We start from the raw sequence: 16,602 nt of genomic DNA, 5'->3' as shown, positions 1-16,602 counted from the left end.
GCGGAAAGCGCCAGAAATGGCGAAATTCCGAAGTTCCAAAAGCCACTCTTCGGAACGACGCCACCTTCCGCCCTGTCAGGTCTCGTTGTTCAGACCTTCCTTAGAGCGTGTGTCAGGCCTAGCGTGCTCCGATGACTTCGTTATGCAGGCTGTAGGACAGCAGCACTGGTTCGCAGACGCGCATGTGCTGGTTGCCTTGGTGCCGCGCTTTGATCGAACCTTCTGGAAATACAGACAGCATGCCAAAGGGTATCGCGTGGTTGCGCTGGAAGCTGGGCACTTGTCGCAGACGCTGTATCTGGCGGCCACCGACCTCGGTTTGGGTGCGTTTATTACCGGTGCGGTGAACGAGAAACATCTTGAGCGCGCGCTTGGGTTGGACCCGACGTCGCAAGGCGTTCTCGCTGTATGCGGTTTTGGCTGGCGCGCTGCGACCATGGTGACAGCAGAGCTGGATCCTCTTGGTGCGATTTGGTCCGCAGCGACGTGAGCCGCGACGGACAATCGTGTGAGGTCAGTCTGCTTGCTTTCTCGCGATGTCGAAGCGTGTGCCGTCGACGAATTGGTCGCTGCCCGTGATACACCTGGTTTACCCTTCGATATCTGGCGCCGCTCGCTGACGATCCGAGCAGCGCTGCGGTGGTGCGTAGCGCCTGCGAAAGCCGACGGCGGAGTACCGTCGGTCTTCGTGTCCTGGCTAGAACAAGTCCGGCGTGGACTTACTTCCGAATCGCCTGCGTATGCGTCTTCAAGGCCTCGCCCAGGCCGTTGATCTTGTCGGCGCCTTCCGGGACGGTGATGCTGGAGCCTTCCAGATCCGCGCCGATCGGTTGCAAGCGGCCGCCCAGGCACTGGCTCAGGAAGCTTTCGGTCACTGCGTTGAAGGCCTTGCTGTTTTCCGGGCGGCGGAAGCCGTGGCCTTCGTCGGGGAACAACACGTAGGTGACCGGAATGTTCTTGGCCTTCATCGCGTTGACGATCTGGTCGCTTTCGGCCTGTTTGACGCGTGGGTCGTTGGCGCCCTGGCCGATCAACAGCGGCTTGCTGATCTTGTCGACATGGGTGAGCGGAGAGCGGTCGGTCAACCACTGCTTGCCGGCTTCGGTGGCGGGGTCGCCCATGCGCCGGGTCAGCTGCTTGTAGAAGCTGGCCCAGTACGGCGGCACGGTGCCGAGCAAGGTGTTGAGATTGGCCGGGCCCACGATATCCACGCCGCATTTGAAGGCGTCCGGGGTAAACGTCATGCCGACTAGCGTGGCATAGCCGCCGTAGCTGCCACCCATGATGGCGACCTCGTCCGGTTTGGTGACCCCTTGCTTGACCGCCCATTGCACCGCGTCGAGCAGGTCGTCGTGCATCTTGCCGGCCCACTCGCCGTTGCCGGCGTTGGTGAACGCCTTGCCGAAGCCGGTGGAGCCACGGAAATTCACCGCCAGCACCGCATAGCCGCGGTTGGCCAACCATTGCTCGTATGGCCCGTAGCCGTAGCTGTCGCGCGCCCATGGGCCGCCGTGCACGAACAGCACCAACGGCACCGGCCTGTCGGCCTTGCCGTCGTGGTTGGCATCGGCTTCGGCCGGCAGGGTGAGGTAGCTGATCAGCTTGAGGCCGTCGCGTGCGGTCAGCTCCTGTGGCCACATCGGCACCAGCGGCTTGCCCTCCAGTGCGGGCCGTGCGGAGAACAGCTTGGTCAGCTTGCCCCCATCGGCGCGATCGTAGCGGTAGTAGGTGAGCGGGGTCTCTGCCGCGGAATAGCCCACGATCCAGATGCGGTCGTCGAGCGTGCGCGCGGCCACGCTGGCATCGCCGCCGCCAAGGGATTTGAGTTTCTGCAGATCCGCGGCAATGCCGTTGTCCAGCGGCTTCCATTCTTCGCGCAGGTAGTCGGTGGACACCGCCTGCACCGCGCCGGTCTTGGGGTCGTTCAAGGTGGCGCCGACGTCGGCGCGCGGGTTTTCGAACAGCAGCGTGCGCGTGTTGCTGGCCGTGTCGATGGCATACAGCGCTGCGGTATCGCGGTTGCGCGAATCCTGCATGTACAGCGTCTTGCCATCCTCGGTCAGGCCCTCCGGTGCGGTGTTGGTGACATCCTCGAACGGAATGCGGTCCACGCTCTTCCAGCGGTTGCCATCGGGCACCAGCAACTCCCTGCCGGCATCGTCGGTGGCCCGCGTGGCGTAGCGCAGCTGGTAGTCGCCATCGAGCAGGTAGGCATCCAGGCTGTCGGTGTTCTTCTGCACCAGCGTGCGCTTGCCGGAGGCCAGGTCCACGCGATACAGGTCGTGCCAATTGGCATCGCGGTCGTTCATGCCGACCATGATCGATTCGGGATGCTGTGCGCTGACCCGATACACCTCGGCATTGGTCTTCTTGAACGGGGTGAGATCCTTGCTGCTGCCGTCGTTCAAATTGACTGAAAACAGGTGGAAATCTTCATCGCCACCGTTGTCGCGCAGATACAACAAGGTATTGGGTTGATAGGTCCAGAAGTAATTGCGAATGCCGCGTGCGGTGTCCTTGGTGATTGCGCGCGCCTGGTCGGGCGCATCCACCGGCGCAACCCAGACATTGAGCACGCCTTCCAGCGGCGCCACCCAGCTGAGGTACTTGCCGTCCGGACTGATGCTGACATTGGCCCGCTCGGGATTGCCGAACAGCGCATCGCGGGTGATCAGCGCGGGCGGCGCCGCGGGCGCCGTGGCAGCCGGTGCAGGTGCTGCCGCTTTCTCGGGAGCGGGTGCAGGTTTGTCGCTGCACGCAGACAGCGCGAGCAGCATGCTGGAAACAAGAAGCAGGCGATGCATGGGGACTCCGGTGGCAAGGCGGCCGAGCCGGCCGATTTGCCACGCTAGCGGCAGCGTGCGCGCAGGCGAACGTGCCGTTGGTCACCCTGCCATGCGCCGCTACGCAGACGCGGACACAAATTCCACCAGCGCCGCACCGTCGGCCACCAGATCGCCCTCGACCACCAGATATGCCTGGATCGTGCCATCGCTGGGCGCGTGCAGGGTGTGCTCCATCTTCATCGCTTCCAGCACCACCAATGCCTGCCCACGGGCGACCGGCTGGCCCACTGTTGCGGGCAGGGACACGATGCGTCCGGGCATCGGTGCGGTCAGTCCGCCGGCCTCCTGGGTGGGCTGGTCGGCTTCTGCCAGCGCATCGTGGTGACGGAAGACGGCCCGCTGCGTGGCCCCGATCAGGGTCAGCGTGGCGCCGTCGCGCAACACCTGTACACGCCATTGCCGGCCATCCATCTCCACGCGCAAGCCCGTCTCGTGCCGGTGGTAGCGCAAGGTATGGGTCTGGTCTGCGTTGGTGACTTGCCAGCCATCGGCATCCGGGCGCACAGCGAGTTGGCGGCGCTCGCCGTTCGCTTCCAGGATGATGCGCTGCGCTGCATGCGCACCGATGCGCCAACCGTCCGTGTGCTGCCACGGCGAATGCGGATCGGCCGGATCAACGGCCACTGCCGGCAATGTATCGGCAATCAACGCCGCTGCCAGGCACCACCAGGCGTTGTCGGGGCTGCGCGCCTCTGGAAACAGCACAGCGTGTTCGCGCTCGATCAAAGCGGTGTCCAGATTCGCCGACGCGAACGAGTCGGTCGCGATCAGGCGCGACAGAAATGCACTGTTGGTGGTGACACCTACCGCGTGGAATTGCGCCAACGCCGCGCGCATGCGTGCCAATGCGGCCGGGCGATCGGTATCCCAGACGATCAGCTTGGCGATCATCGGGTCGTAATAAGGGCTGATGGTGTCGCCTTGCTCTACGCCCGCATCGACGCGCACATGCGCGCTGGCAGCAGGCATCTGCAACTGACGCAGCGTGCCGGTGGAGGGTAGAAAGCCACGCTCGGCATCTTCGGCGTACAGGCGCGCTTCCAGCGCATGCCCGTGGATGCGCAGCTCGTGCTGCCTGCGCGGCAAGCGCGCGCCTGCGGCGACCCGCAATTGCCACTCGACCAGATCGGTGCCGGTGATCAATTCGGTCACCGGGTGCTCCACCTGCAGACGGGTGTTCATTTCCATGAAATAGAAATCGCCGTCCGGGCCGGCGATGAATTCCACGGTGCCGGCACCCACGTAGCCCACCGCCTGCGCCGCATCCACCGCCGCCTTGCCCATCGCGGCGCGCCTGGCCTCGCTCATGCCGGGCGCGGGCGCTTCTTCCAGCACCTTTTGGTGGCGGCGCTGCACCGAACAGTCGCGTTCGAACAGGTACACCACCTCGCCATGCGTATCGCCGAACACCTGGATTTCGATGTGCCGTGGCCGTTGGACATATTTTTCCACCAGCACGTGCGCATTGCCGAATGCCGATTGCGCTTCACGCTGGCAACTGGCCAACGCATCGTCGAACGCTGCGCTGGCATCCACACGGCGCATGCCCTTGCCGCCACCGCCAGCACTGGCCTTGATCAACACCGGATAGCCGATTGCATCGGCTTGCGCACGCAAGAATGCCGGCGCCTGCTCGTCACCGTGGTAACCCGGCGTCAGCGGCACGCCGGCCCGTTGCATCAATGCCTTGGCCGCACTCTTGTCGCCCATCGCGCGGATCGCCGCTGCCGGCGGACCGATGAAGACGATGCCAGCGTGCGCGCAGGCCTCGGCAAATGCCGCGTTTTCCGACAGGAAGCCATAACCGGGATGGATCGCCTGCGCACCGGTGGCGCGTGCCGCTTGCAGGATCGCTTCGCCACGCAGATAGCTCTGCTGCGCGGGGGCGGCGCCGATATGCACCGCCTCGTCCGCCATGCGCACATGCCGTGCACTGCGGTCTGCATCCGAGTACACCGCCACCGTCGCAATGCCCAGGGCGCGGCAGGTGGCGATGACCCGGCAGGCGATCTCGCCGCGATTGGCGATCAGGATCTTGTCGAAGGGCGCTTGCGTTGCTGCGGCGATAGGGTCGCGCTGGGTCATCGGATCAGTCTCTGCACGTCGCCGTAGCGGCGGGTCGTCTTACGAAGATAAACGGCTTGTCTGTTGCACACGGACATCGAGCGCAAGCAGGCTGGTTGTCACGCGGCGTTGTGTGGCTGCAAGCCACCTGCGCAAACGTCCGCGATTGCCGGCACGCATACGACAGAACCTCACTCCAGCCTGCGCACCAGCACGGGCAGCCCAGCACGCAGAACTGCGGCTGCAGTGCACCCCATGACCTCACATGCGAAACACACCAAAGCGCGTGGGTTCGATCGGCGCGTTCAGGGCCGCCGACAATCCCAGCCCCAGCACGCGGCGCGTATCGGCCGGGTCGATGATGCCATCGTCCCACAGCCGAGCACTGGCGTAATACGGATGGCCTTGCTGCTCGAACTGCGCGCGGATCGGCGCCTTGAACGCATCCTCGTCTTCGCCCGACCACGTACCGCCCTTGGCTTCGATACCATCGCGGCGCACGGTGGCCAACACGCTGGCCGCCTGTTCGCCGCCCATCACGCCGATGCGCGCGTTCGGCCACATCCACAAGAAGTTCGGCGAGTACGCGCGCCCGCACATGCCGTAGTTGCCCGCACCGAACGAGCCGCAGATCACCACGGTGAACTTGGGCACCTTGGCGCAGGCCACCGCCATCACCAGCTTGGCGCCGTCCTTGGCGATGCCGCCATGTTCGTATTTGCGCCCGACCATGAAGCCGGTGATGTTCTGCAGAAACACCAGCGGAATGCCGCGCTGCGTGCACAGCTCGATGAAGTGCGCACCCTTGAGCGCAGACTCGGAAAACAGGATGCCATTGTTGGCAATGATGCCGACCGGGTAGCCATGCAGGTGCGCAAACCCGGTGACCAGCGTGCTGCCATAGCGTGGCTTGAATTCGTCCAGGCGCGAATCGTCGACGATGCGCGCGATCACTTCGCGGACATCGAACGGCTTGCGCGTGTCGGCAGGAATCACGCCGTACAGTTCGTCCGCAGCATAGCGTGGCGGCAATGGTGCCTGCAGCGCCAACGACGCGGCAGGTTTGCGCCAGTTGAGCTGCGCGATGATGGCGCGCACGCGCGCCAGCGCCTGCAGATCGTTGTCGGCGAAGTGATCGGCCACACCTGAGATGCGCGTATGCACATCGGCGCCGCCCAGGTCTTCAGCACTGACCTCTTCGCCGGTGGCGGCCTTCACCAGCGGCGGGCCGCCCAGGAAGATGGTGCCTTGCTCGCGCACGATCACCGTCTCATCGCTCATTGCCGGCACATAGGCGCCGCCAGCGGTGCACGATCCCATCACGCATGCAATCTGCGGGATGCCTTGGGCGGATAGAGTGGCCTGGTTGTAGAAGATGCGCCCGAAGTGGTCGCGGTCCGGAAACACTTCGTCCTGCAACGGCAGGAATGCACCGCCGGAATCGACCAGATAGATGCACGGCAGCCGGTTTTGCTGCGCGATCTCCTGCGCACGCAAATGCTTCTTCACCGTCACGGGGTAATAGGTGCCGCCCTTGACGGTGGCGTCGTTGGCGACGATCACGCATTCCACGCCGGACACGCGGCCGATGCCGGCCACCACGCCCGCGCACGGGACCTGGTCGTCGTACATGCCATGGGCGGCCAATGGCGCGATTTCCAGCAAGGCGCTGCCTGGATCCAGCAAGGCATCGATGCGCTCGCGCGCCAGCAGCTTGCCGCGTGCCGTGTGCTTGGCGCGTGCGGCGTCGCTGCCGCCGCGGGCGGTCTGGGCGAGGGTGCGGCGCAGGTCGTCGATCACCGCGCGCATCGCGGCAGCGTTGTGTTGAAAAGTCTCGCCGCTGACCTGCAGCTGGCTATCGATCACGCTCATGGTGGCTCCGTCAGGCGGTGCGTTCGAACAACTCGCGGCCGATCAGCATGCGGCGGATCTCCGAAGTGCCCGCGCCAATTTCGTACAACTTGGCATCGCGCCACAGGCGTCCGGTGGGATAGTCGTTGATGTAGCCGTTGCCGCCCAGCACCTGGATGGCCTGGCCGGTCAGCCAGGTTGCCTTCTCGGCGGCGTAAAGAATGGCGCCGGCTGCGTCCTGGCGGGTGGTGCGCCCGGCATCGCAGGCGCGTGCCACCGCATACACATACGCGCGGCAGGCATTGAGCCCCACATACATGTCGGCCAGCTTGGCCTGCATCAACTGGAAGGTGCCGATCGGCTCGCCAAACTGCTTGCGCTCGTGCACATACGGCAGCACCACATCCATCGCTGCGGCCATCAGCCCGAGCGGGCCGCCAGCCAGCACCACGCGTTCGAAGTCCAGCCCGGACATCAATACGCGTACGCCGCCGTTGAGCGTGCCGAGCACGTTTTCCGCCGGTACTTCGCAATCGGTGAACACCAGCTCGCAGGTGTTGGAGCCGCGCATGCCCAGCTTGTCGAGCTTCTGCGCGGTGGAAAAGCCCGGCATGCCCTTTTCCACGATGAAGGCAGTGATGCCGCGCGCGCCGGCGTCCGGGTCGGTCTTGGCGTACACCACCAGCACGTCGGCATCCGGGCCGTTGGTGATCCACATCTTGCTGCCGTTGAGCACGTAGCGGTCGCCGCGCGCATCGGCGCGCAGCTTCATCGACACCACATCCGAGCCGGAACCGGCCTCGCTCATCGCCAGCGCGCCCACATGCTCGCCGCTGCACAGCTTGGGCAGGTAGCGTTGCTTCTGCTCGTGGCTGGCGTTCTTGCGCAGCTGGTTCAGGCAGAGATTGGAGTGCGCGCCATACGACAAGCCGATCGCACCGCCAGCACGCGAAATCTCTTCCATCGCCACCACATGCGCCAGATAGCCCATGCCGCTGCCGCCGTACGCGTCTTCTACGGTCAGGCCCAGCAGGCCTTGTTCGCCGAGCAGGCGCCATAGCTGGGCGGGGAACACGTTATCGTGGTCGGCTGCCGCGGCCAGCGGAGCGATATGGTGGCTGGCGAAGGCGGCCACGCTTTCGCGCAGCAGGTCGATCTCTTCGCCAAGCTCGAAGTTCAAGGACGGCACATGCATGCAACAACTCCACAGGGATCGGGATGTGCCGGGTGGGAGCGGGCGGACCGCGCGGCGAATGCGGCCAGACTAGCGGCCCACAACAAAAAAGTGAACTAAAATTCAACTATTGAACCAAGAATCACACCATGGCTTATCGACGCTCCGCCCTTATGGAAGAACGCCTGGCCGGCAATCGCGAACGGATCCTGCACGCGGCCCGCGTCCTGATCGCCGAAGGCGGCTACCGCAATGCACCGGTCACCGCGGTGGCCGCGGCTGCGGGCGTATCGACCGGGCAGATTTATCGACATTTCCCGTCAAAAGCCGAACTTTTCGTGGAAGTTCTAAACGAGGCGGTGCAGCGTGAAATGGCCATCCTGCGTGCCATCGCCGCCACCCAGGCCAGCGCGGCCGAGCGCCTGCGTAGCGCGATCGCCACCTTCGTACGGCGGGCGCTGGCCGGGCCGGCGCTGGCATACGCCTTCATCGCCGAGCCGGTGGAGAGCGAGGTCGACGCCGAGCGCATCCGCGGCCGCCGCCTCTTCGGTGAGGTGTTTCGCCAGCTGCTTGCCGAAGGCGTGGCGGCCGGGGAGTTTCCGCAGCAGTCGCTGGACGCCGCGGCTGCCTGCATCGTCGGCGCGTTTACCGAGGCCTTGGTGGGGCCGATCGCCCCCAGCCGTGGCGACCCGCAACAGGGCGAGCAACTGGTCGAAGCGATCTGCGGCTTCTGTCTGCGCGCGGTGGGGGCAGCGCAAGCGAGCGGCTGACAGTGCACTGACCGCACATACGGATGTGCCTTCCAGATGCAGCCGACTGTGCATATACTGTGCGCCTACGTTGCCGGAGCCGTGCGATGGTCGCCGTTCTCAATCCACTGGCCTTGACCGAACGTCTGCGGGTGCCGGACCGGACCATCCTGTCGCCCTCGGCCATGGCCAGTCTGCTGGATCTTTCGCAACAGGAACTCGCCGACCTGGCCGGCGTGCACCGCAACAGCCTGCGCGTGCACCCGGAAAGCCCGCGCGTCCAAGACTTGCTGCGTAACCTGTCGCGGCTGCTGGTGGCGATGGCGCAGGTGCAACCGGACGAGCGCCAGGTCGTGTTCCATCTCAAGAACACGCCGATCCCCGCGTTCGAGTTCGCCACCTTGCTGGAAGTGGTCAAGCAGGGGCGTACCGACGATGCGCTGACCTATCTGCGCACGGTCGCCGCAGGGTCCGCCGGTTGAAGCTGAGCGCCCCGGCGCACTGCACGCTCTATCGCGCCTTTACCCCGCGCTGGGCCGCCGAACCGCTGAGCGGTGCCGGTGCGGCGCGCTCGGGCGGGCGCTTCAATCGCTTCGGCCAGCCGGCGCTCTATCTGTCGCTGCAACTGGAAACCGCCGCGGCCGAATATGCCCAGGCCGCTCCGTTCCTGCCACCGTTGACACTGGTCAGTTACGCCGCCGATCTTCCGGCACTGGCCGATCTGCGTCTGCTCGATGCCAGCTGGGATGCGGTGTGGGCCGACTGGGCCGACGACTGGCGCAAGGCGCTGGTCAACAAGATCGAACCGGTGAGCTGGGTGCTCGGCGACCTGCTGCGCGAAGCGGAGATCCCCGGCGTGATCTTCCCCAGCATGGCGCGGCCCGAAGGCGTCAACGTGGTGCTGTTTCTGGACATGCTGCAGCCCGAGCGCGTCCTCCGCGTCCTCGACGATGGCCGCCTGCCGCGCGATGGCCGCAGTTGGGGCGATCCGCCGACGGTGGTGTGACTCGGCACGCGCTGATGTGCGCGCACCACGTGCAGCGCGTCATTCGACATCGGTATCGCGAACGTCACGGCACGTGCTTGTGGCGATAATCCAATGCGTAGCGAGGAGGGTCTCAACGCCTCGCGCTGCAGGAGACGCGGTCGCCCTCCAGAAACACGACTGACGGAACCAGCGCACGCGTAGATTGACGATCAAGTCCATCGCCTCTCGCGTTAGCTCGGCGAGCCCATCGGCCGGTCGCTCGTACTCTTTATGCTGATCGTTGACGCCGGTTAGGCATGCAAACGCACGCGGTAGACATCTGGTTAGCCGCGACCAACCTTCAACCAATCAGCACCTGCACCACGCCCGCCAGCACTGGCGCAGCCACCGCGGCCGGCACGATCGCGCTGCGCCGATACGGCAGCAGCCACAGCGACAGCAACGCCGCACTGGCGGTCAACGTGCCCAGCCACAGCACTGCGCCGATGCCCCAGCCCTGCGCATGCACCGCCAACGCGAAGGTGACACTCAGCAGCAACCAACCCAATACACGCAGTTGGCGCGATCGTGTAGTGCCCAGCAGGCGGCCGCGCAACTCTTGCTGATGCTTGTCCATCGCCAGGCACAGGGCAGCAAAGCCGGAAAAATTCAACGCCAGCAATAACAGCACGCTCATGCGCTTTCCTGGAGCGGCGCGGCTGGCGGTGCAGGTGTTGCGGCAGCAGCGCGCGCGCGTCGCGCCGAAGCCGGCTGCGGCGCTTTCCAACGCTGCAGGCGAACGCCGGCGATCCCCAGGCAGAGACCCAGGAACAGGCACACCAGATCCACACCGGCCAGTGTCCACTGCCCGGCCGGCAGCGTCACGCCCAGATGCACATCAGTGGTGATTGCGTTGAGCACCGGCACCAGCGCAAACAATCCCGCGCCCAGATATAGCTGCCAGCTCCACATCGCACGCCGCGGCCACACGAATGCAGCCAGCAACGCCGTGGCCCACGCAGCAAAAAACACATTGGCCTCCATCGCTGCGCGCGCATCCAGGCTCACCGGCAACACGCGGTTGGCCCAGAAGAAACTGGCAAAGGCGATCGGCAAACCGGCCACGGTGCCGATGTTGAGTGCGTCCACCAGGCGCAGGCCGAAGCCGATGCGCCCCGCCTTCAGATGTTTGGGGCGTTCTTTCACCGCCCACATCACCACGCCGCTGGCCACCATCAGGCAGCCCAGCAGGCCGGAGCCGAAGAACAGCGCACGCAGCCATGGCCCGGCGAAATGGGCCAGATGCAGACCCACCATCACCCCGCGCGTCTGGCTGGCACCGCCCGGTGGCCCGCTGCGTTGCAGGCGCTCGCCACTCACGGCATCGAACAGGATGGAAGGCACGTCGGTGGAGAGGTTGTCGGCCAATCGACTCACCCCGACGGCAGCATGCGCATCGTTGGGCAGTGACACCGCCACGCTGCCCACCTCGCCACCACGCCAATCGCTGCGCGCACGTGCCACGAACTGCTCCAGCGGCAGCATGTGTGCCGGTACACCCGCGGCCTTGCGCGTATCGGCCACCCGATTGGCCGCCTCGTCGTAGAAACGCATTTCATCGCCGGCATAGCGCGCCTTGATACCCCACGGCAGGTACATGAACATCAAGGTCACGATGCCGGTGTAGGTAATCATCGCGTGGTACGGCAACGCGGTCACCGCGCTGACGTTGTGGAAATCCAGCCATGACCGCAGCCCCTTGCCGGGGCGGAAGGTGAAGAAGTCCTTGAAGATTTTCTTGTGCGTGATCACCCCGCTGATGATCGCCACCAGCATGAACATCGCGCAGAACCCCACGATGTAGCGCGCCCACATCACCGGCACGTAATGCAGGTCGAAATGCAGCCGGTAAAAGAATTCGCCGCCCAGCGTGTCGCGTGCGGCGATGTCCTTGCCGGTAGCCGGGTCGATGATCGCCGTGCCGTACATCTGCCGGCGATCGACAGGTTTGCCGTCGGCGGGCGCGGGATTCTGCCAGTACATGCTCACCACCGGAGTGCGCGTATCCGGCAAGGTGATGTTCCAACTCACTGCATCGGCTGCGTGTGTCTGCAGATACTGCTCGGCACTGCGCAGCGCAGTGGCGGTGCTCACCGTGGTGGTGGGCAACTCCGGGCGCATCCAGCGGCTGATTTCGTCGCGGTAATAACTGGCCGTGCCGCCCATGAAGATCAGCAGCAAGACCCAGCCGACCAGCAGCCCGGTCCAGGTATGCAGCCACGCTATCGACTGGCGAAAGCCCTGCTTCATGTCGCGCTCCGTTGCAGCCACGCGGCCAGCGCAAACATCAGCGCCGCCGGCACTGCGATGCCGGCCCAGGCGCGCCACACGCTGGCGGTGGCGAAGGCCCATAACGGCGCACACGCGCACACCACGATCCCGATCAGCATGCTGCTCAATACCGCTTCACTGCGCGGCATCGGCAACACCAGCGCCAACAACAGATTGGTGGCGCTGGCCAGCGCGTAGCCGCCGAAGATGGCTGCCAGCGTGCGCGCAAGCACCCCCAGCCAGGGGCGCCTGAACCAGGCAAGCGGCAAGGGCGATGCGCTGGACATCACGCCACCGTGCGCGATGGACGTGGAGCAACCGCCACACCGCAGCGCAACGTTGCCGAGCCGGGTGGGCCGGCAAACGCAAGTGGCCACCGCGTGGGGCGTGGAACGGGCAAGCCAGGCGTCGCCGCGACGCAGCGACGGCGCCTGTTCCATGCGTGCGCGGGAGGCGTGCCGACCATGCTTACTCGGCCAGCAACGTCAGCGTGCTGATGTGATGCACCATCGACACCTGCTTGCCGGCGATCTCGCGCTGCACCGGTTCCTTGTTGGTGGCTACCAGGATGTGGCGGCCAGCGCGCAACTTGGGCAGCGTCACCTGGCCCTTGGCATCGGAGGTCAGCGTCTTCTGCCACTTCTGCGGGTCGATCACCGTCACTTCCAGCTTGGGCAGTGGCTTGTTGCGATAAAGCACGGTCAGCGTATTGCTATTGGCAGCGGTGGGGACCAGTTCGAAATCGAGCTTTGCAGCCGGTGTGGTACGGCCGGCGCGTGCGTAATAGCTCACTGTCTCGAAGCCGCCGGCTTCCCCCTTCCATGGCTCGAACACGCTGTCGTCGCTCAACCACGCATCGCCGCTGCCGGCCAGCGGCGCGGTCAGGAACTCGGCACCGCGCTGCAGCGGGCCGGCCTTGCCGGCAGTGCCGAATACGTTCGGCTTGACCACGCGCTTGATCTCGTCTTGGCCGTGGTCCAGCGCTTCCTGCGCCGGCTCGCCGAAGAAGATGCGCACCGGGCCGCTGCCGTCGCGCTCGATCCAGATTTCGTGGGCCTGGGCAGACAGGCTGATGCTGGCCAAGGCCAGGCAGGACAGCAGGAAGGATTTCATCGCGGCGACTCCTCAGGGACGGGACCGGCGAGGCGAGAACCGCGCCACCGTAGTTGTTGGGAATGATACGCAATTCCCACAACGGAGACCAATGCGCGGCATGCGGCGCTGCGGCAATTGACCAGACGAGGCGAGCGTGCCCGTGGACAGGAGCGTCCGCCCGCCGGGCGTGCAGCTCCCACCTCTGCGAAAACTGTCATGCAGGCTGGTCAGACTGGCGCAAAGTGTGCTCTATACTCCGGCGCTAGCAGAGGTCTTCGACCAACAGCCAGGGGTGAGCGCGTGCGGAATTACGACCTCGAGTTCCTGAAAAAATTCTCGATGGTGATCGGTTTACTCGTGGTGATCACCCTGGGCCTGATCGCCCTGGCAGCGTATTTGCAACGCGCCATCCCCGACGAAGTCTCGCCGACTGCCGCCAAACGCGTGCTGCAACGCATTGCGCCTGTCGGCGCGGTCTATGCCGGTGCGACTGGCGCGTCCGCACAGGCCGCAGCCCAGGCCGCAGCGCTGGCCAAGGCCGCCTCGCAGTCTGCTTACGGCGGTACGACCGACGGCAAGACCATCTTCAACAATCTGTGCACCGCCTGCCACACCACCGGTGTCGGCAAGGCGCCCACGTTGGACCATTCGCATTGGGATGCACGCATCGCCCAGGGCAAGGACACCTTGTACAAACACGCGATCGAGGGCTACACCGGTCCGGATGGCGGCATCATGCCTCCCAAGGGTGGCAACCCGGCACTGACCGAAGAGCAGGTGCGCGCCACCGTCGATTGGATGCTGGGCAACCTCAAGTAAGGGCTTGGCAAGCTGCCGGGGAAGATGGGTCTGCGATTCGCGCCTGATACAGCTTATCGCCCGCGTTGCGTTGCCATGGAGCGCGTCGCGTGCAGATCGTGCGTAGGCGCTGCAGCACTGCATTGGGGCACGCAATAGCCGCATCACGGTTGCCCAGCGCACGTGCCTGGCGGTCATTCCCCCTGGTTTGCTAGCCTGTTTCTGCGCTTTCGTTATCACGCGCCGCCTTCCGGGCGGCGTTTGCGTTTGGATTCACTTACTGGAGTCGTTCGATGTCGCCTCGCCCGCTGGTTGTGCTCGGTTTGGTTGGTCTGTTGGCTCCGTTGCTGTGCAGCGCTGCCGATGGTGCCGCGCAGCGGCTCTCGATTGCCGACGTGCAGGGCGAAGACAGCCGCAGCCCGTACGATGGCCGGGTGGTGGAGGTGGAAGGAATCGTCACCGCCGATACGCGCGTGGGGCTGGCCGGCCTGTTCGTGCAGCAGCCCGGCTTCGAGCCGCGGCGCTCGCATGGCCTGTTCGTCACCGGGGCCGGCAATGCCGAACTGGCGGTGGGCGACCGCGTGCGCATCGTCGGCACCGTGCGCGAGGTCTCGGCAGGTGGCGAGGCGAGCCTGACCAGCGTGGACGCCAGCAGCATCGAGCGGCTTGCCAGTGGCCAGCCGGTGCCGGTACGCATGCTCAGCGGGCCGCCGGCCAACTGGGAAGCGCTGGAAGGCGAGCACGTGCGCATCGCCTCGCTCACGCTCAATGGCAGCGACCGCCTGGACACGGACGGCGAGCTGGTCGCCGCGTTCGGCGGACGCCTGTGGCAGCCGAGCGAGGTCGCCGCTGCCGGCACGCCGGCGTTCGTGCAGGCGCAGGCCGATAACGCACGCCGTCGCGTGTTGCTGGACGATGCGCGCAACGGCCGCAGCCCCAGGACGGTGTCGTATCTGCCGGCCGATCCGGTGTTGCGCAGCGGCAGCCTGCTCAAATCGGTCGATGGCATCGTCGACCAACGCTACGACGGCAACTACCGCATCCAGGTGCTGGGTCCACTGACCTTGCCGGCGATGCCCACAGCCGTTGCGCCGCAGGTGGGCGGCGATCTGCGTATCGCCTCGTTCAACCTGGAGAATTTCTTCAACGGCAATGGCCGTGGCGGTGGCTTCCCGACCAAGCGTGGCGCACGCACGCACGAACAATTCCAGGCGCAGCTGGCCAAGTTGGTCGCCACCATCGTGCCATTGGGTGCCGACGTGGCTGCGTTGATGGAAGTGGAAAACGACGGCAACGGCGCCGATGCGGCGGTATCGCAACTCGTGGCCGCGCTCAACGCTGCCGGCAAGGACAAGGATTGGCAGTTCGTCGATACCGGCAGCGGCCCGGGCGACGATGCGATCCGGGTCGGCATCCTCTATCGCAGCTCGCAGGTCACCCCGGTCGGCAAGCCGGCCACGCTGACCGGCGGGCCGTTCGAGAACCACAGTCGCGTGCCGCTGGCGCAGGCGTTCCGCAGTGCGCGCGGAGCCACCTTCGTGGTGGTCGCCAATCACTTCAAGTCCAAGGGCTGCGGCAACGCCATCGGGGCCGACGCCGATCAGCAGGACGGCCAGGCCTGCTGGAATGCCACCCGGACCGAATCGGCCAAGCGGTTGCACCAGTGGCTGCAGACCGACCCCACTGGTGCGCAGACCAAGCTCGCCGTGCTGCTGGGCGACTTCAATGCCTATGCGATGGAAATGCCGATGCGCAGCCTGCGCGCCAGCGGCTGGCAGGACGCGTTTGCAGTGGCCGGTGTGAAGCAGCCCTACAGCTACGTTTACGACGGCCTGAGCGGGCGGCTGGACCATGCGCTGCTCAGCCCGGCGATGGCCAAGCAACTGCGGGGCGCGGCCGAATGGCATATCAATGCCGATGTCATGGACGCCGCCGGCTACGCCAAGCGCAACCTGCCCGGGCCGTGGCGCAGTTCCGATCACGACCCGGTGTTGCTGGGTTTTTCGCTGTAGCGCTGCCGATCGTGGCTGTGCACGCTGCACGCTGTGCGCGTGCCTGGGCGAATTGGGTACGAGCGTGCTGCTGCAAACCGGGAGGTCATCGAGGATTGCGTAGGCCGTCGTCAAGCCAAGCGGACGCGACGGACGATGACGCGAAGGTGATCACGGCGGCAGCACTGACACTGACGCGCGGCATGCGTTGAGGTGCTCGAGCCCAGCAAGGCGCGCATCGATCGGCGATGCGTGCGCCACCTCACTTCCCGCTTGGCGCCGCTCCGGCAATGGCGCCGTACGCCGACCGGTCGCTAGTTCGCGCATGCCCCATGTCGGCGACGCAGCCGCAGATTGAGCAGATGCGTGCTGGCCAGCAGCAGGCTGCCGGCGACCGTGACCGGTGTCTCCAGCGCATCGCCGGCCAGACCGCTCGCTCCAAAAACCAGACCGGCCAGCCCGCACAGCGCCAGCACCCAGACCGGCGCCGGCAGCGCGTGCCGGCGATGCGTGCTCCACAGCGCGTAGCCGCTCAGCGGCACCGCCGCCGTGGCGAACACCACATGTACCCACTCGGCCCGGCTCCAGACACCCAGCAGCGGCAGCGTGGCCGCCAGCAGCGGCAGGGCGAGGCAATGCAATAGGCACAGCCCGGACAAGGCGATGGCCGAGCTGTCCAGCAGGGAGGCGGTGGCGCGCATCGGAAGCATCCGGTCGGATTGATGTTATATAGTAA

Annotated in this window: 15 protein-coding genes; 6 read left to right on the top strand and 9 right to left on the bottom strand. The window is 65.6% G+C overall.

What is annotated here, in order from left to right; genetic code table 11:
* Positions 1–490, top strand: a 490-nt coding sequence (locus tag J7360_RS14145; RefSeq protein ID WP_242450501.1) for a nitroreductase family protein, incomplete at its 5' end; no start/stop codon positions are given.
* 229 nt (positions 491–719) lie between these two features.
* Here J7360_RS14145 and J7360_RS14140 read toward each other — a convergent pair.
* From J7360_RS14140 to J7360_RS14125, 4 genes are all read right to left on the bottom strand, one after another.
* Complete coding sequence (locus tag J7360_RS14140) at positions 720–2,804, bottom strand: S9 family peptidase (protein ID WP_057658489.1); 2,085 nt, start codon at positions 2,802–2,804, stop codon at positions 720–722.
* Positions 2,805–2,903: 99 nt separating this feature from the next.
* Positions 2,904–4,931 (bottom strand): acetyl/propionyl/methylcrotonyl-CoA carboxylase subunit alpha, encoded by a 2,028-nt coding sequence (locus tag J7360_RS14135; RefSeq protein WP_209034103.1) that lies wholly within the window; start codon positions 4,929–4,931, stop codon positions 2,904–2,906.
* A gap of 240 nt (positions 4,932–5,171) precedes the next feature.
* On the bottom strand, positions 5,172–6,782 hold the full coding sequence (locus J7360_RS14130) for a carboxyl transferase domain-containing protein (RefSeq protein WP_057658493.1): 1,611 nt from the start codon (positions 6,780–6,782) through the stop codon (positions 5,172–5,174).
* A 10-nt stretch (positions 6,783–6,792) separates the two neighbouring features.
* Positions 6,793–7,956 carry an isovaleryl-CoA dehydrogenase gene (locus J7360_RS14125; protein WP_007974979.1) on the bottom strand — a complete coding sequence of 388 codons (1,164 nt, stop codon included), beginning with the start codon at positions 7,954–7,956 and terminating at the stop codon, positions 6,793–6,795.
* Positions 7,957–8,084: 128 nt separating this feature from the next.
* Here J7360_RS14125 and J7360_RS14120 point away from each other — a divergent pair, with 128 nt between their 5' ends.
* The 3 genes from J7360_RS14120 (at position 8,085) to J7360_RS14110 (ending at position 9,690) form a co-directional block, all read left to right on the top strand.
* A complete protein-coding gene (locus tag J7360_RS14120) occupies positions 8,085–8,705 on the top strand; it encodes a TetR/AcrR family transcriptional regulator (protein ID WP_007968293.1) in 621 nt (206 codons plus the stop codon).
* 86 nt (positions 8,706–8,791) lie between these two features.
* Entirely contained in the window at positions 8,792–9,166 is a 375-nt protein-coding gene (locus J7360_RS14115) for a hypothetical protein (protein WP_005912295.1), read from the top strand.
* Positions 9,163–9,690 (top strand): RES family NAD+ phosphorylase, encoded by a 528-nt coding sequence (locus tag J7360_RS14110; protein ID WP_007974984.1) that lies wholly within the window; start codon positions 9,163–9,165, stop codon positions 9,688–9,690. Before J7360_RS14115 ends, J7360_RS14110 begins: the two co-directional genes overlap by 4 nt.
* A gap of 322 nt (positions 9,691–10,012) precedes the next feature.
* On the opposite strand, the gene J7360_RS14105 is transcribed toward J7360_RS14110, so the two are convergent.
* The 4 genes from J7360_RS14105 to J7360_RS14090 form a co-directional block, all read right to left on the bottom strand.
* Entirely contained in the window at positions 10,013–10,348 is a 336-nt protein-coding gene (locus J7360_RS14105) for a DUF3325 domain-containing protein (RefSeq protein ID WP_209034101.1), read from the bottom strand.
* A complete protein-coding gene (locus tag J7360_RS14100) occupies positions 10,345–11,961 on the bottom strand; it encodes a PepSY-associated TM helix domain-containing protein (RefSeq protein WP_057658496.1) in 1,617 nt (538 codons plus the stop codon). The genes J7360_RS14105 and J7360_RS14100 overlap by 4 nt, the downstream gene beginning before the upstream one ends.
* Positions 11,958–12,269, bottom strand: coding sequence for a DUF3649 domain-containing protein (locus J7360_RS14095; RefSeq protein WP_042676199.1), 312 nt, complete (start codon positions 12,267–12,269; stop codon positions 11,958–11,960). The genes J7360_RS14100 and J7360_RS14095 overlap by 4 nt, the downstream gene beginning before the upstream one ends.
* Before the next feature lie 181 nt (positions 12,270–12,450).
* Positions 12,451–13,095, bottom strand: a complete 645-nt coding sequence (locus J7360_RS14090; RefSeq protein WP_209034100.1) for a DUF4198 domain-containing protein — start codon at positions 13,093–13,095, stop codon at positions 12,451–12,453.
* A gap of 282 nt (positions 13,096–13,377) precedes the next feature.
* Here J7360_RS14090 and J7360_RS14085 point away from each other — a divergent pair, with 282 nt between their 5' ends.
* Both J7360_RS14085 and J7360_RS14080 read left to right on the top strand, forming a co-directional pair.
* Positions 13,378–13,896 carry a c-type cytochrome gene (locus J7360_RS14085; RefSeq protein WP_022557941.1) on the top strand — a complete coding sequence of 173 codons (519 nt, stop codon included), beginning with the start codon at positions 13,378–13,380 and terminating at the stop codon, positions 13,894–13,896.
* A gap of 272 nt (positions 13,897–14,168) precedes the next feature.
* The gene (locus J7360_RS14080) at positions 14,169–15,887 is read left to right on the top strand and encodes an ExeM/NucH family extracellular endonuclease (RefSeq protein WP_209034099.1); all 1,719 of its coding nucleotides are present in this window, start codon (positions 14,169–14,171) and stop codon (positions 15,885–15,887) included.
* A 293-nt stretch (positions 15,888–16,180) separates the two neighbouring features.
* Here J7360_RS14080 and J7360_RS14075 read toward each other — a convergent pair whose 3' ends face one another.
* Positions 16,181–16,576, bottom strand: coding sequence for a MerC domain-containing protein (locus J7360_RS14075; RefSeq protein WP_176214988.1), 396 nt, complete (start codon positions 16,574–16,576; stop codon positions 16,181–16,183).
* Positions 16,577–16,602: the final 26 nt, after the last annotated feature.

This window comes from Xanthomonas sp. D-99 (assembly GCF_017746145.1).
Taxonomy (GTDB): Bacteria; Pseudomonadota; Gammaproteobacteria; order Xanthomonadales; family Xanthomonadaceae; genus Xanthomonas; species Xanthomonas cissicola.
This window is presented reverse-complemented; position numbering and strand designations above follow the sequence as displayed.

Coding starts and splice junctions, on each gene's coding strand:
- J7360_RS14140 (WP_057658489.1), bottom strand. CDS start 2,804: ATGCATCGCCTGCTTCTTGTTTCCAGCATGCTGCTCGCGCTGTCTGCG.
- J7360_RS14135 (WP_209034103.1), bottom strand. CDS start 4,931: ATGACCCAGCGCGACCCTATCGCCGCAGCAACGCAAGCGCCCTTCGAC.
- J7360_RS14130 (WP_057658493.1), bottom strand. CDS start 6,782: ATGAGCGTGATCGATAGCCAGCTGCAGGTCAGCGGCGAGACTTTTCAA.
- J7360_RS14125 (WP_007974979.1), bottom strand. CDS start 7,956: ATGCATGTGCCGTCCTTGAACTTCGAGCTTGGCGAAGAGATCGACCTG.
- J7360_RS14120 (WP_007968293.1), top strand. CDS start 8,085: ATGGCTTATCGACGCTCCGCCCTTATGGAAGAACGCCTGGCCGGCAAT.
- J7360_RS14115 (WP_005912295.1), top strand. CDS start 8,792: ATGGTCGCCGTTCTCAATCCACTGGCCTTGACCGAACGTCTGCGGGTG.
- J7360_RS14105 (WP_209034101.1), bottom strand. CDS start 10,348: ATGAGCGTGCTGTTATTGCTGGCGTTGAATTTTTCCGGCTTTGCTGCC.
- J7360_RS14100 (WP_057658496.1), bottom strand. CDS start 11,961: ATGAAGCAGGGCTTTCGCCAGTCGATAGCGTGGCTGCATACCTGGACC.
- J7360_RS14095 (WP_042676199.1), bottom strand. CDS start 12,269: ATGTCCAGCGCATCGCCCTTGCCGCTTGCCTGGTTCAGGCGCCCCTGG.
- J7360_RS14090 (WP_209034100.1), bottom strand. CDS start 13,095: ATGAAATCCTTCCTGCTGTCCTGCCTGGCCTTGGCCAGCATCAGCCTG.
- J7360_RS14080 (WP_209034099.1), top strand. CDS start 14,169: ATGTCGCCTCGCCCGCTGGTTGTGCTCGGTTTGGTTGGTCTGTTGGCT.
- J7360_RS14075 (WP_176214988.1), bottom strand. CDS start 16,576: ATGCTTCCGATGCGCGCCACCGCCTCCCTGCTGGACAGCTCGGCCATC.